At 38.0% G+C, this 16,473-nt stretch carries 14 protein-coding genes; 7 read left to right on the top strand and 7 right to left on the bottom strand.

Translation table 11 applies throughout. The features are described 5' to 3' along the window. The first annotated feature begins 2 nt into the window (after positions 1-2). Positions 3-1,670: a HAMP domain-containing sensor histidine kinase gene (locus tag R2Q70_RS01355; protein ID WP_316805892.1), complete on the top strand. Its 1,668-nt coding sequence runs from the start codon at positions 3-5 to the stop codon at positions 1,668-1,670. A gap of 136 nt (positions 1,671-1,806) precedes the next feature. Further along, complete coding sequence (locus R2Q70_RS01350; protein ID WP_010599064.1) at positions 1,807-2,496, top strand: response regulator transcription factor; 690 nt, start codon at positions 1,807-1,809, stop codon at positions 2,494-2,496. Positions 2,497-2,642: 146 nt separating this feature from the next. On the opposite strand, the gene R2Q70_RS01345 is transcribed toward R2Q70_RS01350, so the two are convergent. From R2Q70_RS01345 to R2Q70_RS01315, 7 genes are all read right to left on the bottom strand, one after another. Beyond that, complete coding sequence (locus R2Q70_RS01345) at positions 2,643-3,887, bottom strand: metallophosphoesterase (protein ID WP_316805891.1); 1,245 nt, start codon at positions 3,885-3,887, stop codon at positions 2,643-2,645. An 89-nt stretch (positions 3,888-3,976) separates the two neighbouring features. After that, the gene (locus tag R2Q70_RS01340) at positions 3,977-5,464 is read right to left on the bottom strand and encodes a sigma 54-interacting transcriptional regulator (protein WP_316805890.1); all 1,488 of its coding nucleotides are present in this window, start codon (positions 5,462-5,464) and stop codon (positions 3,977-3,979) included. A gap of 104 nt (positions 5,465-5,568) precedes the next feature. Continuing rightward, positions 5,569-6,666: a vWA domain-containing protein gene (locus R2Q70_RS01335; protein ID WP_316805889.1), complete on the bottom strand. Its 1,098-nt coding sequence runs from the start codon at positions 6,664-6,666 to the stop codon at positions 5,569-5,571. A 462-nt stretch (positions 6,667-7,128) separates the two neighbouring features. Further along, a complete protein-coding gene (locus tag R2Q70_RS01330) occupies positions 7,129-7,419 on the bottom strand; it encodes a hypothetical protein (protein WP_316805888.1) in 291 nt (96 codons plus the stop codon). Between the two features lie 151 nt (positions 7,420-7,570). Next, the gene (locus R2Q70_RS01325; RefSeq protein ID WP_316805887.1) at positions 7,571-8,260 is read right to left on the bottom strand and encodes a hypothetical protein; all 690 of its coding nucleotides are present in this window, start codon (positions 8,258-8,260) and stop codon (positions 7,571-7,573) included. 1 nt (position 8,261) lies between these two features. Further along, positions 8,262-8,768 (bottom strand): hypothetical protein, encoded by a 507-nt coding sequence (locus R2Q70_RS01320; RefSeq protein ID WP_316805886.1) that lies wholly within the window; start codon positions 8,766-8,768, stop codon positions 8,262-8,264. Positions 8,769-8,835: 67 nt separating this feature from the next. Then, positions 8,836-9,567 (bottom strand): intradiol ring-cleavage dioxygenase, encoded by a 732-nt coding sequence (locus tag R2Q70_RS01315; RefSeq protein WP_316805885.1) that lies wholly within the window; start codon positions 9,565-9,567, stop codon positions 8,836-8,838. Positions 9,568-9,797: 230 nt separating this feature from the next. On the opposite strand from R2Q70_RS01315, the gene R2Q70_RS01310 reads away from it, so the two are divergent. From R2Q70_RS01310 to R2Q70_RS01290, 5 genes are all read left to right on the top strand, one after another. Further along, the gene (locus R2Q70_RS01310) at positions 9,798-10,097 is read left to right on the top strand and encodes a hypothetical protein (RefSeq protein ID WP_316805884.1); all 300 of its coding nucleotides are present in this window, start codon (positions 9,798-9,800) and stop codon (positions 10,095-10,097) included. A gap of 135 nt (positions 10,098-10,232) precedes the next feature. Beyond that, the gene (secA, locus tag R2Q70_RS01305) at positions 10,233-13,535 is read left to right on the top strand and encodes a preprotein translocase subunit SecA (protein ID WP_316805883.1); all 3,303 of its coding nucleotides are present in this window, start codon (positions 10,233-10,235) and stop codon (positions 13,533-13,535) included. Between the two features lie 224 nt (positions 13,536-13,759). Then, the gene (locus R2Q70_RS01300) at positions 13,760-14,203 is read left to right on the top strand and encodes an SPOR domain-containing protein (RefSeq protein WP_316805882.1); all 444 of its coding nucleotides are present in this window, start codon (positions 13,760-13,762) and stop codon (positions 14,201-14,203) included. Continuing rightward, positions 14,190-15,374 (top strand): M20 family metallopeptidase, encoded by a 1,185-nt coding sequence (locus R2Q70_RS01295; protein ID WP_316805881.1) that lies wholly within the window; start codon positions 14,190-14,192, stop codon positions 15,372-15,374. Before R2Q70_RS01300 ends, R2Q70_RS01295 begins: the two co-directional genes overlap by 14 nt. 114 nt (positions 15,375-15,488) lie before the next feature. Continuing rightward, complete coding sequence (locus R2Q70_RS01290) at positions 15,489-16,430, top strand: hypothetical protein (protein ID WP_316805880.1); 942 nt, start codon at positions 15,489-15,491, stop codon at positions 16,428-16,430. Positions 16,431-16,473: the final 43 nt, after the last annotated feature.

The raw sequence follows: 16,473 nt of genomic DNA, 5'->3' as shown, positions 1-16,473 counted from the left end.
TTATGGCCCTGGATAAAAAAAGTGGTTACCGGAAAAATTCCTCGCTTGGCGTTACCTTCATTATACTCATCTCAATTCTTTTCATCCTCTCTTTATTTTTAGCGTTTAATTACAGTAAAAAATCTATTGAGAACGAATTCGTATCTGAAAAGGTAAATGTTTTAGAGCAAAGCATCAAAGCCTACAACGATTTCTTCCAGAATAAAATGCCCGAAATTTCTTACTACAACGGGTTTTTAGATTCGGCAACTGCTGCAAAGTTTGTAGATACGGTAACAATTAAATATCCGTTTATTGCAAAAGTTACTTTCTACGATACCGAAGTGAAAAATATAGCGGTTAAGGATGGAATGAACGTAGGAAATTTATCTATCGGTCCGAAATCGATATTTCAGTTTGGAAAAACCGTTTCACCCGATTCGGTGAAGCTGTTTTCAGAATACGATACACGATCATTCAAAGTTGGCGATGATTTTAATGCCATGGCCTACAAACTGGTTACTTTTGTAGATCAGTTGGATACAGCCGCAGTTCCCACTCAGGAAGAGCTTTTTACCAATTTTTCGGTGGTTAAGTCGAATAAGATCACTTACCTAAATATTCCAAGGCGTGAGGATTTGAAGATTTATAAGGATATGATGCGCCGCAAGCTTAATCCGCTGCCCATTTATCAGCAGGATATGCTGGTTTTTCAGCTCGATCCGAACAAAATTAAAGTGATAAATACACGCCCTTTATTGTATCAGAAAATTGAGGTTGAGCCATTAACTTACGATCCAATTGATACTTCGGATGAAAACATGACCACTGAAATAGCGCTTCCTGGTGCATTTTCCGATTTCAAACTCTACTTCACTTCATCCAAATCATACATCAAGAAGGAAATATTCATCTATTTCATGCCAATTGCATTAGTGCTTTTGCTGGTTTACGGTGTGTTGCTATTGGTTGCTTTTTTAATTTACCGCAATTTGAACATCAATAGCAAAATGTTCAAGCTGCAGTACGATTTTGTGAATAACCTTACCCACGAATTTAAAACACCTGTTAGTGTGATTAAAATTGCAGGGAATAATATTAAAAGTGCAACAGCTTTAAGTCATAAAGAACAGCAGCTTTATGGCAAAATCCTGGATGAAGAGGCTGACAAACTGAATGGTTTAATGAACAAGCTGTTAGCCTTTACTCAAATTGAAAATAAGGCAATAAAGTTAAATCAGGAGCAGGTTAATATTGAAGATTTTATTGAAAGTACAATTGAATCGCACACATTAAAACATCCTGATTTCAAAATCACCTATGAGATACTTGGCTTTAAAAGTTTTATCACCGATCCGGTATTGTTAGGCAGTTTATTCGATAACCTGGCTGAAAATGCTTATAAATATTCAAAACCGGCAAACAAAAAGCTGCATATCAGTGCTAAATTAATTAAAGGTGTTTTGGTTTTTCGTTTTACTGATAAAGGAATTGGCATTCCATCTTCAGAATTAAACAATATCTTTAAAAAGTTTTTTAGAATACAGAATGAATACAACCAAATGGGAAGTGTGGGCCTGGGTTTGGCTTTCTGCAAAGAACTGGTTAACTTTATGCAGGGAGAAATTTCTGTAAAAAGCAAAGTGGGCAACGGTACAGAATTTAAAATTGTGCTGCCTTATAATAGTTGAAAGTAGAAAGTGAAAAGTTTTGGTCTACTTTGAATTGATTAGTTAAAAATTAAATATAGTGAAGTTCGATTGTTGTGCTTTCTGAACAACTTTTAACATTTCAACCTTAGAACTTTACAACATAAATACACAAATAATGTCTAAAGAAGTAAAAATATTAATTGTTGAGGATGATGAAAATCTTCGCTTTTTAGTGGCCCATCGATTGAAGACTGAAGGCTATAATGTATTGGAGGCCAATGATGGTGAATCAGGCGAGCGAATGATTATTGCCGACCAGCCGGATATTGTACTGTTGGACTGGATGATGCCAGGAAAGCAAGGCGCAGAAGTTTGCGAAAATGTACGTAAACAAGGTTTCGAAAATCTGATTATCATGATGACTGCTAAAGCGCAGGATGTAGATAAAATTGATGCCTATAATTTCGGAGCTTCAGATTATATCACCAAACCATTTAATATGGATGTTTTGGTGGCGATGTTGGAGAGTAAAGTAAAGTTCATTGTGAATAAAGATACTGCCGAAATTCACCGTTTTGGTAACATGGAGCATCATCCAAATATTCATACTTTATTCAGAGATGGAAAGAAAATTGAGTTGACGATTCTGGAAAACCGCATTCTGCTTTACTTTCTGCGTAATCCTGGGAAAGTGATCAATCGTGATGAATTAATGTTGGTGGTTTGGGGTTACAATTCTGACGTAAACACCCGTACACTGGATATGCATATCGTTCGTTTGCGTAAAAAAATCGAATTAAACCCTGATAATCCACAATTGCTGCAAACCGTAAGAGGTGTTGGTTACCGCTTTAACGCAGGTTAATAACTTATTGAATGATTGAGTGAGTGAATGAATGATTGATTGATTGAATGAGTGATTGATTAGATGATTGAATGTTTTTTTGCTTTTGGCAGAAAATTCACTCATTCAAAATTCAGAATTCACTCATTCAAAACTCACTCATTTCCTTAAGCTCTCTTCAGGGTGAAAACTGTGATTTCTGGCAAAACGCCAACTCTGCCCGGATATCCTAAGAAACCATAGCCAACATTAACATACAGTTGTTGTTTCTGTTCCTGGTATAAGCCAGCCCATTCTTTGTAAATATACTGAACCGGGCTCCACTGGTACTCTTTTAAACGAACACCGAATTGCATTCCATGGGTATGTCCGCTGAACATGGCATCAATCTGTGGATATTTTTCTAACACTTCGCCACGCCAATGCGATGGATCATGACTTAATAGAAGTTTAACCGGTAAATCATCGGTATTTTTTACCGCCAATTCCATTTTACCATATTTCGGAAAACGACCCATGCCCCAGTTTTCGATGCCTAAAATGCCGATTTCCTCGCCGTCAACCTTAAGCCTGCGGTTTTCGTTCATTAATAAATCGTAACCCATGATCTTGTGTACATCAACCATATCTTTCAGGTTTTTAACCTTTGCAGGCGATGATTCTTTTCCAAAATAATAATCACCATAATCATGGTTGCCTAAAGAAGAATAAACGCCTAAGGGTGCTTTAACTTTAGAGAAAATATCCTGATAATCTCTCACCTCATTGGTTAGGTTATTCACTAAATCACCGGTGAAGAAAACGAAATCAGGTTTCTCTGCAAGTAACATTTCTACGCCACCTTTTACCGCTGTTTTATTATAGAAACTTCCCGAGTGAATGTCAGAAATTTGAGCCATTGTGATGCCGTCAAAAGCTTTTGGAAGGTTTGGGAGAATTAGATTTACCTTCCGGATTTGATAATCGTAAGCCCCGGAAATGATGCCCCAACTCAAAGAAGTTAGCGGAACTGCCGCTGCCACTAAACCAGCTTTCACCAAAAATTCTGAACGCGAAATTGGTTCTGCCTCACTGATGGGCTGATCCTTTACCACTTCTTTCTTTCTAAAAAGCCTGATAAATAATCTGCGTAAATCATCTATCACCAAAAAAGGAAGCATAGCCATTTTGCAGGCAACGGTTAAAAAGAAAGCCACGAGTATAATGGCCCGGAGCGTTAGGAAAAGATTAAGATAGATACCTGCAAAAATGCCAACAATTAAAAGCATACTGAAAGTCCAGTATAAAATCCCGAAGATCTTCTTTGTTCGCGGTTTCCAGTTTTTAAATACGGCCATCAAGGCATTGAAACAATAAATATCGAAGGCGGTAATGAGTATGCAGGCTGCAATAATGAAAGGTAATCTTCCCATTTAGAGGTTTATTTTAAAATAAAAAAGCTTTGATATTTCTCTCCTGTCAGAAAGAAATATCAAAGCTAGTAAAATGTATAATTTAATTGCTATCTGAAATCGTCCTCATCTTCTTCCTCGTCAAATTCGGCATTAAATAAACTGCCGAACATATCAGAAAATCCGAAACCGCCATTTAAATAATTCTTACTCAACTGAGAATATTCTGCTAAGCCATGCAATACAAACTCCATCAGTAACAGCGTTTGATTTTCACTTAATTTAGGATGGAACTTTTTAACGGTATCATACAAACTTGGCACCAGCATCAATGCTTTTTTGTATTGCGAATTGGTTAAGGTGTCTGTTACATCAACATTGTTCCCTTCTGTAAACCACTCTGTAATTTCAGTATATGGATTGGCCGTTTTAGATTTCTTGGCTTTTTCCGGATCGGGAAAATAACGGGCAAACAAAGTTTTTACCGCTTTGCCAATTAAAGTAGTGGCTACATGAGCCGGACCTTCCAGTTCACCTTCATAAACCAATTCTATTTTACCAGTAATGGCAGGAATAATTCCAGCCAAATCAGATAACCTAACAAAGGTGTTTTTCTCGCCTGAAATTAACATTCTACGTTCGGCTGTGCTGATTAAATTTTCGTAAGCTGAAATGGTTAATCTAGCCGAAACACCTGATTTCTGGTCGATATATTCACTTTTACGGGCTTCAAAAGCAATCTGTTCAACTAAATCTTTTACCAGTCCGTCAGCTTCAATATTGTCTTTTTGTTCTACGGTAAGTTTCGCTTCCTGGAAAGTAATTTTACGCGAAACTTCTATGCTTTTTGGATAGTGGGTTAAAATCTGACTTTCAATTCTATCTTTCAGTGGTGTAACAATGCTACCACGATTGGTGTAATCTTCAGGGTTTGCGGTAAATACAAACTGAATATCTAAAGGCAAGCGTAATTTGAAACCACGAATTTGGATGTCTTTTTCCTGCAGCATATTAAACAAAGCTACCTGAATACGGGCCTGTAAATCTGGCAACTCATTGATCACGAAAATACTGCGGTGCGCCCTTGGGATTAATCCGAAGTGAATTACCCGTTCATCATTATAGGTTAACTTTAATGTTGCTGCTTTAATCGGGTCAACATCGCCAATTAAATCGGCAACGGTAACATCTGGCGTAGCCAGCTTTTCGGTGTAACGTTCGCTGCGGTGTAACCAGGCGATTTCAGTTTCATCTCCTTTGGTTTCAATTTCATGCTTGGCATACCATGAAATAGGATTTAAAGGATCATCGAAAATTTCGCTTCCGGCAACATATGGCACATATTCATCCAGTAAATTTACCATTAAACGGGCAATACGCGTTTTCGCTTGTCCACGTAAACCTAAAAGTAAAATGTTGTGTCGTGAAAGAATAGCAGTCTGCAGTTCTGGAATAACGGTTTCGTCATATCCAATAATTCCTTCAAACTCTGTTTTTTTATCGCGTAAAACTTTGATGAGGTTTTCTCTAAGTTCTTCTTTAACTGATCTTGATTTATAATTTGTTGCCTTTAATTGGCCTAAAGTTGTGTTTTGCATATATCTGTGTTATGAGTTACAGGGTGTGGTCGCATGTCTAAATCGAAAAATCATGAGCGACTGTAGCAAACTCATGACCCGAAACTTACAACCTTTAACTCCTGTTACTTTACTGTTTTTCTTCTATTTTTAATGTAATCTTCAAAAATGTATTCCCCTAAGCCATTTAAAGAGCTGTAAAAGGCCCTGCCACCATTAATTTCAGTAAACTGGCGAACAAACTGTTGCAGGTATGGGTCTTTAGCAATCATAAAGGTGGTAATCGGAATCTTCAACCGCTTGCATTGGGCGGCCATATTCAAGGTTTTGTTTATTACCTTTCTATCCAAACCCATGCTGTTTTTGTAATATTTTCCATTTTCTTTCAGGCAAGTTGGTTTACCATCGGTAATCATAAAAATTTGCTTGTTATGGGTTTTCCGGCGACGAAGTAAATCCGTAGCCAGTTCCAGGCCTGCAAAAGTGTTGGTGTGATAAGGCCCAACTTGTAGGTAAGGTAAATCTTTCACCGTGATTGGCCAGGCATCATTACCAAAAACAACAATATCCAAAGTGTCTTTCGGGTACTTGGTTTTAATTAACTCGGCTAAAGCCATGGCCACTTTTTTAGCTGGCGTTATGCGGTCTTCACCATACAGAATCATGGAGTGCGAAATATCGATCATCAACACGGTTGAAGTCAGGGTTTTAAAATCCTTTTCTTCCACTTCCAAATCACGGTCAGTCAAGGTGAAATTGTTAATTCCATGATTGATCTGGGCATTCTGGATAGATGCGGTCATATCGATCTGATCCAGGCTGTCGCCAAAGCTATATTCCCGGCGATCGGCATTTTTTTCTTCGCCAATGCCCGATTGATTGCTGTTATGATTTCCCCTTCCCGATTTTTTAAGCTTACCAAAAATCTCATCCAGTGCTGATTTTCGGATAGTCTGCTCTGTTTTGGCTGTGATCTTAAATTCGCCAGATTGATTATCTTCAGTGAGGTAACCTTTATCCTTTAAATCATCTATGAAATTACCAATGCCGTAATCATTATTGGTTAATTTGTATTGTTTGTCGAGCTCGTTTAACCAACTCAATGCCTCTGCCGCATCTCCTGCCGTATAATTTAGCAATTCGCTAAATAATTTCAGCAACTCATCAAACCCACCCTTTGGCGTATCGCCAGGCTTATAATCAGAAAAACGAAAACCTCTCATGTGCTTGTATTAACGATTTATCGAAGATAAAAGTTTCAATCTGCATTAATTTAAGCAGGGTGTCATATTTGATGAAGGGAAGAAGTGAAAAGTTGAAAGTGAAAAGTTGAAAGTAAAAAGTAAAAAGTGGAAAATGCAGACTGCTCACTGAAAATTGTCAACTGAAAACCAATTTGGGCGTTCCCAATCCCGAAGAAAGATCGGGAAAGGGTCGGGCTTTTCAGGGCTCCGCTTCGCTGCGGTACCAATGAAAAATTGGTACTGAACCCTTACAATCCCTAACGCAAAACCCATTGCATCAAAACTGTTTATTCGTCCGTTGACTGAAGTCAACGGCAATGAAATTTTTACGCTTGCGCTCGTTTTACGCTTGCGCTCGTTTCTAACGAGCGCATTAATAGCAATACGACTTTGTCGTATTAGGTAAAAACCTAAGTCTTAAATCAAAATAATTTTAAAAATCTAAAAATGTTCCAATACCAGAACAATGGCATTATTACTTAATGCTTCCAGCTCAACCTTTTCAACATCCCAAAGTGCCAATCCGTCTCGGGCATGCATCAACCTGCCTTCAATTTCAAATGCACCATCAATAACCAAACAAAAGAATTTATGATCAGGATTATTTAAAATGTAAGTTGCTTCCACGCGACCATCAAAAATACCTGCACTTAATTTAAATGATAACTTAGGTGTAGAAACGATCTCAATGAGCTGATTCTTGTTTTGATCAAAATCGAATTTAAAAAGCATTTCGCTCGCCCTGAGTAAAAACAGATCTGTGGTCAATCACGCTTGCGCTCGTTTCACGCTTGCGCTCGTTTCTAACGAGCGCATTAATAGCAATACGACTTTGTCGTATTAGGTGAAAACCTAAGTCTTAAATCAAAATAATTTTAAAAATCTAAAAATGTTCCAATACCAGAACAATGGCATTATTGCTCAAGGCTTCCAGCTCAACCTTTTCAACATCCCAAAGTGCCAATCCGTCTCGGGCATGCATCAACCTGCCTTCAATTTCAAATGCACCATCAATAACCAAACAAAAGAATTTATGATCAGGATTATTTAAGGTGTAAGTTGCTTCCACGCGACCATCAAAAATACCTGCACTTAATTTAAATGATAACTTAGGTGTAGAAACGATCTCAATGAGCTGGTTCTTGTTTTGATCAAAATCGAACTTAAAAAGCATTTCGCTCGCCCTGAGTAAAAACAGATCTGTGGTCAAACCAATTTGAATATAATTAATCACATCATTAGGGTAGGGATTACTAATCTCCAAAACTTCACCTTTACCCAAATTAAGCACTTGTACTTGTCCGGTATCAACAGCGAATTCCTTTCCGCCCTGAACAATATCTAAACCACCGGTAATAGGGAAAAATATTTGGTAGGAATCTTCTTTCGATAGGAAAAAAATTAACTTTCCTGCGGCTATCGACTCATCATTACAAACAAATAATGTTCCCGATGGCTGCCGGTGTTCATCGTTATATTTTTCAAAGTTAAAGGTACTGTATCGCCTTAAAATATTGCTTTCTGTTAATCCCCGTTGATCGGCTAAAAAAATCTTTCCAGGTGTTGGACTCATCCTAACTTATTGTTTTAATTGAATGGATACTTACAAAGGGTTGAATCTGAAAGAGATTCGTAAATGTCTCTTCCGTTTCAGCTTCAGTAAACTGAGAAACCAGCAAATGATTATCTATACTCTCATGCCACACCAATGGTTTCGAAAAAAAATTGATGGCGACCTTATGTTTTTCAATGTCGGTAAAATCCGAATTAATGATTTCGAACTTAAAATTTTCGAAAGTAAGAAAACGCCTGCCCAGGTTGTCCAGAATATCGGGTATAATGCCATTAAGCTGCCGCAAATAACCTGTAATGGCAGCGCTCACCAAAAAATGAAGTTTATCTGCCCCCGGAACATGCATTAACAATTCTGCAAATGAGCTGTATTTTCCATCTTGATTGTAAAACTGAGATTGCATTTTAAACTCTAAAAAGCTATCTTCATGAACAAACTTATCCCAATGACTGGAATTAGAGTCATCAATGATTTTCCGATAACAAAGCGTAATTATTTTTTGGGACATGGTATAAAATTAAAAAAGACGCCAGGAATTCCTAACGTCTGTCAAAATAAAAAAAATAGGACAAATATTATGCTTTTACGTTTAGTTTAAATGTAAGATCAAAACCAGCAGCAGTTGTTCCGGTTACTTTAGCAATTTCTACACCGGCCTTATCATCACTAAAAACATTGTCTGCGTTATTGTACGTATAACCATTCATTCCCTTTGCATAACCATTAACCAGCGCAACAGCACTTCCCGCACCTTCCGGAAAAGCAATTTGTGTTACACTTAATGAGGTGCCGCTTGCACTGTAAACATGTACGTGGATATGTGTTGCACGCCCGCTGTACCAACCTGGAAAAATAGAAGTAAAGGTTACCAGGCCGTTTGCATCAGTTGTTTGGCGGCCACGTAAAAAGTGAACGGATTGATAGTTGGTTGACTGCATACCCGTGCCACCATATTCAGAATAATTGCCTTCGGCATCGCAATGCCAGATATCTACAATGGCACCTGCCAGAGCAGCGCAACTGTTATTGATATTTCCTATGGTAATTTTGGCTGTCATTTTATAACCACTTCTGCCATCGGTAATATCGCTACGTACATACGATGCCGGAACTTTTGTAGGAAATGGGCCTTCCGTTTCAGTAGGTGCAACGGTACAGGTTCCATTTGTTCCTGCTGATGTATTTGCCGTTCCTGAACCTGAGGTCGTATTACCTTCTGTAGTGCCGGCTTTTTTACAAGCTTCGATAATTACCGGAGTGGAGATTGCCCCAATCATTAAACTCCTGATGAAATTTTTTCTTTCCATGGTTATACTGTTTTGCTTCGTTAAAATAAAAGTAGCAAACCTATTGCTGGGTAACGGCGATGTGACGATGTACAGCGATTTTGTATCGTTAAATGTTAAAAATTGATTGCATTTACCGTACTGCTGGGCGCAAAAAGATATCGATTAATAGATTTAGGAATAGAGGTATGGTTTTTGAGCATGCGTAATTTCATATTGTAAAAGATTAAAACTAGCTTTGCGGCAAATTAATGAAACACCTCGTTACCATATCACTCGTATTTTTTAGCTTAACACATTTGGCGAAAGCCGAACGCGTTGAAGGGCTAAAACTGTTAAGTGAATATTGTAATGAGCATAAAATCAGCATTAATAATGTAGGGAAACCAACTGTTCAGCTTAATGATGAGCATAATCCTTATTTATTATCTTATACTGCGCTTGCTTTAAGCGGCACCCAGGCTCCCTCAAAAATTGTTAAGTATGTATGCGTTAATCAAATAATCTCTGATTTAACCATTCGGAAAAAACCAAAAAACAATAGCCCTTAGTTTTCTTTTTGGCAAATCTTATTTAAGATTTCAACCCTCAATACACTATAAACAGCCAAATTGACTTGAAATAAGCCAATGGATTGGTTGTTGTCATACACTTTTTTATTAATAACAAATACGATTTAAAATATAATGTTAGGATTTTTAGCGAAGATTTTCGGAAGTAAATCAGAGAGAGATATAAAGGCGATTCAGCCATTGGTTATTGCCATAAATGAACATTACAGTAAACTTTCAGCCTTAAGCAACGATGAGCTGCGTGGAAAAACAATTGAATTCAAAGAGCGCATTTCTGCATTTTTGACTGAAATTGATGGAAAAATTTCGGCTTTAAAAACCGAAGCAGAAAGTGAAGATTTAGACCTTCACCAAAAAACAGCTATTTATGATCAGGTAGATGCCTTAGGAAAGGATCGTGATACAGAATTGGAAAAAGTGCTTTTGGAAATTCTTCCTGAAGCATTTGCGGTAGTGAAAGAAACTTCCCGTCGTTTAAGTGAAAACGATTATTTGGAAGTTACTGCCACACAGTTTGACAGAGATTATGCAGCCCGCAAAAGCAATGTGAAAATTGTAGGCGATAAAGCACAATGGGCTAACCGTTGGGATGCTGCCGGTACAGAAGTGGTTTGGAACATGGTTCACTACGATGTGCAGTTAATTGGTGGTATCGTTTTACACAGTGGTAAAATTGCCGAAATGGCTACGGGTGAGGGTAAAACTTTAGTTTCTACATTGCCTGCTTATTTAAACGCACTTGCCGGACAAGGTGTTCACATCGTTACCGTGAATGATTACCTTGCCCGTCGTGATAGTGAGTGGAATGGTCCATTATTCGAATTCCATGGCATTAGTGTTGATTGTATTGATAAGCATGAGCCAAACTCCGAAGAAAGAAGAAAAGCTTATGCTGCGGATATCACTTATGGAACGAATAACGAATTTGGTTTCGACTACCTGCGTGACAATATGTCGCAAACGCCTGACCAGTTGGTGCAGCGTAAATTACACTTCGCAATGGTTGATGAGGTCGATTCAGTTTTAATTGATGATGCCCGTACACCATTAATTATTTCTGGTCCGATTCCACGTGGTGATGAGCATGAATTTTATGAGCTAAAACCACGCATCGAACGTTTGGTAAATGCACAAAAAGCTTATGTTTCTCAAGCTTTAAACGAAGCAAAAAAATTAATCAACGCTGGTAATACCGGTACAGAAGAAGGCGAAGGTGGTTTAGCATTATTACGTGCTTATCGTGGTTTGCCTAAAAACAAAGCTTTAATTAAATTCTTAAGTGAAAGTGGTGTTCGTGGTTTGCTGTTAAAAACAGAAAACTACTACATGGCTGATCAATCTAAGAATATGCCTAAAGTTGATTCTGAATTGTATTTCTACATCGACGAGAAAAATAATCAGGTAGAATTAACGGAAAAAGGTATTGAATTGATTACGCAATCTGGAGAAGACCCTAATTTCTTCGTATTGCCTGATGTAGGTACTGAAGTTGCTGATTTAGAAAAATCGGCATTGCCTTTAGAAGATAAAGTGGTGCAGAAAGACGCTTTGATGCGTGATTATTCTGTAAAAGCAGAACGTATTCACTCTGTTAACCAGTTGTTAAAAGCTTATACCTTGTTCGAAATTGATGTAGAGTACATCATCGACGAAGGAAAGATTAAAATTGTTGATGAGCAAACAGGTCGTATTATGGATGGTCGTCGTTATTCTGACGGGCTACACCAGGCGATTGAGGCAAAAGAAAACGTAAAAGTTGAAGATGCCACGCAAACTTATGCAACGGTAACTTTGCAAAACTATTTCCGTATGTACCACAAACTTTGCGGTATGACTGGTACGGCAACTACAGAAGCAGGTGAATTCTGGTCGATTTATAAATTAGATGTAGTTGAAATTCCAACCAACAGAAATATATCAAGGGCTGATCAGCAAGATTATGTTTACCGTACAGTACGTGAAAAATATAATGCTGTAGCTGATGAAATCGTAAAATTAACCGAAGCAGGTCGTCCGGTATTGGTGGGTACCACTTCTGTTGAGATTTCGGAATTGTTAAGCCGTATGCTTAAACTTCGTGGAATTAAACACAACGTGTTAAACGCTAAAATGCACCAGAAAGAGGCCGATATCGTTGCTGAAGCTGGTCAGGCAGGTACGGTAACCATTGCTACCAACATGGCTGGTCGTGGTACGGATATTAAGTTAGGTGCGGGTGTTAAAGATGCAGGCGGTTTAGCCATTGTTGGTACGGAACGCCATGAATCTCGTCGTGTAGATAGACAGTTACGTGGTCGTGCTGGTCGTCAGGGAGATCCGGGTTCATCTCAGTTCTTCGTTTCACTAGAAGATAACTTAATGCGTTTATTTGGTTCTGAAAGAATTTCAAGCATCATGGTGCGTATGGGAATCGAAGATGGTGAAGTTATTCAACATTCAATGATTACCAAATCTATAGAACGTGCTCAGAAAAAAGTAGAAGAAAACAACTTTGGTATTCGTAAACGTTTGTTGGAATACGATGATGTAATGAACTCACAACGTACGGTAATTTATGCTAAACGTAAAAATGCCCTGTTTGGCGAACGTTTGGATGTAGACATGAATAACATGGTTTACGATGTTGCTGAAGATATTGTAAGTGAGTACAAACAAGAAGCAAATTATGATGGATTCAAATTAGAAGTAATTAAAAACTTCTCTTTGGATACTGCAATTAGTGAAAAGGATTTTGCTTCTACGAATGCAGCACAGTTAACTGAAAGATTATTTGAAGAAGCTGAGGCTTTTTATGCCCGTAAATCGGATGCGATTATCCAACAGTCGTTACCTGTTTTAACTCAAGTTTACGAAGAGCGTGGTCAGCATATCGAACAAATTGTAGTTCCGTTTACCGATGGTATTCGCGGTATTCAGGTGGCTGTTGATTTGAAAAAAGCGATTGAAAATAAAGGAAAAGAGGTGGTTCGCTCATTCGAAAAAACAATCGTTTTAGCCTTAATTGATGATAGCTGGAAAGAGCATTTACGTGAAATGGATGATTTAAAACAATCTGTTCAAAATGCAGTTTACGAGCAAAAAGATCCATTGGTAATTTATAAAATGGAAGCTTTTAACTTATTTAAAAACATGCTTAATGCGGTAAATAAAGAGGTAGTAAGTTTCTTGTATAAAGGTGGTATTCCGGTTCAGCAAGAAGCTGAAGAGGTTAGGGAAGCACCAGCTCCGGTAAAACAACCAAAATTGCAAACCACTAAACAGGAGTTTGGTGCAGAGCAACCAGGTGTTGAGTTTGGAGATACCCGTGAAGCAGTACCACAACAACCCATTCGCAAAGAAGCAGCTATTGGCCGTAATGAGCCATGCCCATGCGGAAGCGGCAAAAAGTACAAAAACTGCCACGGTGCAAATTTGTAAGAACAAGCTAAGTTGATTAAGCCAGGTATTTCCATCATCGTCACCCTGCATTTATTTCAGGGTCGTAATTAGAAAGATGCTGAAATAAATTCAGCATGACGGTATGCTGGCTCAACCTAATGGCCAAACTACCATTTGCACAACCCATAAAGAATGCCGATTTTTGCAAAGAATTCGGCATTCTTCTTTTTAAACAATTTGAGAATGCTCTTGGTTACTTACAAATGAAAATAACAATAACTTTTATATTTAGCTTTTTACTATTTACGGCATCTTTTGCACAAAGAGGAGAAGTAACGGTTATAAAAGATCCGTTAATTGATAGTTTAATTGCTAAACGTTCTGCTGTTTACAAAGCTCCTGGCGAAGTAAAAATCGGCAAACCCATTGTATCTGCTTATGGTTACAGGGTTCAGGTTTTTTACGGTTCCGATCGGCGGGAGGTATTTAACCAGCAAGCCCGTTTTAAAAGTCTTTATCCGAAATATAACACCTACCTGGTTTATAAGGAACCGAATTATTACATCCGCGTAGGCGATTTCAGAACCCGCCTGGAGGCGCAGCGTTTAATGAGTGAAATCCGTCCGGCCTTTCCAACATTATTCATTTTTAGGGAAAAAATTAATGCCCCACAATTAGATACGACCACTACTGATGATCAAAGATAAAATTCAAGAACTGGCTGCTACTATTTTCAACGATGTAGTAGGCTACCGTCAACATATTCATGCAAATCCTGAATTATCCTTCAAAGAATTTGAAACCTCAAAATTTGTAAAAGAAAAACTAACAGGTTGGGGGATTGAATTTACCGACTGTGCAAACACTGGCGTCGTTGGTTTGATTAAAGGAAATTTACCATCTGATAAGGTGATCGCTTTGCGGGCTGATATGGATGCCTTGCCCATTTTAGAAGATAGCAACAAGCCTTATGCCTCACAAAATCCAGGGGTAATGCATGCCTGCGGCCATGATGTTCATACCTCTTCTCTGTTAGGGACAGCCTACATTATCAATCAGTTAAAAAATGAATTTGGCGGCACTGTTAAATTAATTTTTCAACCCGCCGAAGAGTTACTTCCAGGTGGAGCGAGCATTATGATTAAAGAAGGCGTGCTCGAAAATCCAAAACCAAATTATATTGTTGGTCAGCATGTGATGCCCTTAATCGAATCCGGTAAAGTAGGTTTTCGTTCTGGCATTTATATGGCTTCAACCGATGAATTGTATGTTACGGTTACCGGAAAAGGTGGTCATGGCGCACAACCTCATCAAAATATCGATCCGGTTTTAATCGCTTCGCATATTATTATTGCCTTGCAACAAATCGTTTCCCGTAATGCCGATCCTCGTTTGCCATCGGTGCTATCCTTCGGAAAAGTGACGGCAAATGGTGCTACAAACATTATTCCTAACGAAGTTAAAATTGAAGGTACCTTTAGAACTTTAGATGAAGACTGGCGAGCAGAAGCGCACAAGCGCATGAAAAAAATGGCCGAAGGTATTGCAGAAGCAATGGGTGGAAGCTGCGACTTTGATATCCACAAAGGTTATCCGTTTCTGATCAACGAGGAAAAACTAACAGCCAATGCCAGATCATTTGCGGAGGAATTTTTAGGTAAGGAAAATGTAGTTGATCTGGATATCTGGATGGCTGCTGAAGACTTTTCTTTTTACTCGCAGGTAACAGATGCTTGTTTTTATCGTTTAGGTACTGGGAATGCAGCAAAGGATACGCGGTATTCTGTGCATACGCCAAAATTCGATATTGATGAAGATGCACTAAAAATTTCTACCGGTTTAATGGCTTACATTGCCTTAAAGCAACTCGGAAACTAAAGAAAGAGGGAAGATGTAGAATAGAAGATGGAATTGAGTTTCAGAATTAAAGCGTACATTATCATCAAACATTTTCCATTATCCATCTACCATTATTCAATACACCATTTTTACATGAAAAAAATACTTTTGCTATTAATATCATCTGCTTTCATCTTTAGTGGCTTTGCGCAGGAAATTCCACGTTTCAATCCCGATACCATCAAAACGATTACTTTGGATTCTGTTGTAAACATTAAAGCAGAGCGTTTAAACATTGAAACATTCATTAATAAGGTGGTGAATGATACCTCATTTTATGAGTCTTTCAGAGATATGAAGCGTTACAGTTTTATCGCTGAAAACCGAATTTTCAGCTACGATAAAAAAAACAAGGTTGATGGCAAAATATACCGCAAAATCAAACACAACAATGCGGGCAAATATAAAATGGAGTACCTGGTAAAGGAAGAAAGTGGCAACCTTTACAAAAAGAACGGCAAATATCAGTTGTATACCATCGAAATGTTTGATTATATTTTCATGAATGCTTACAACACGGATTTTGTTCCGAACGCTCCTGCAGGTGATGGCAAAGGCGGTACCAATGAGGGCTATAAAAGTAAACTTAAAACCTTGATATTCAATCCGGGTAGACCGGTAAAAGTTCCTTTTATTGGTAGTAAAACTGAAATATTTTCGGCTAATATGCGCCAGTATTACGATTACGCCTTTACCAGCGGCACTTATCTGGATTCCATTCCTGTCTATCGCTTTAAAGTTTCTGTAAAGCCAGATTTATCCAGCTGGACAAAAGATGGTATCATGATTAAAGAATTGGTTACCATTTTCGATAAAAGAAATTTTAACATTCTGGGTCGCTACGTAGATATGAAATACGGAAATATGCTTTTCGATTTCGATGTAAAAATGAACATTGAGATGGGTTATTTTGGTGAAGATAAATTGCCTACCAAGATCACCTATCAAGGCAATTGGGATTATCCTTTTAAAAAAGAAGAACGGGCCAGCTTTTTGATCGTTCACAAAGATTACAAGTTGGAAAAGGGTAAATAAGTTTAAAAACGCTTTTGAAAGATTTATTATCTTTAAACGATTA

This window comes from Pedobacter agri (genome assembly GCF_032678665.1).
GTDB lineage: Bacteria > Bacteroidota > Bacteroidia > Sphingobacteriales > Sphingobacteriaceae > Pedobacter > Pedobacter agri_A.
The sequence above is the reverse complement of the archived record's forward strand: the minus strand, read 5'-3'. Positions and strand labels throughout refer to the sequence as shown.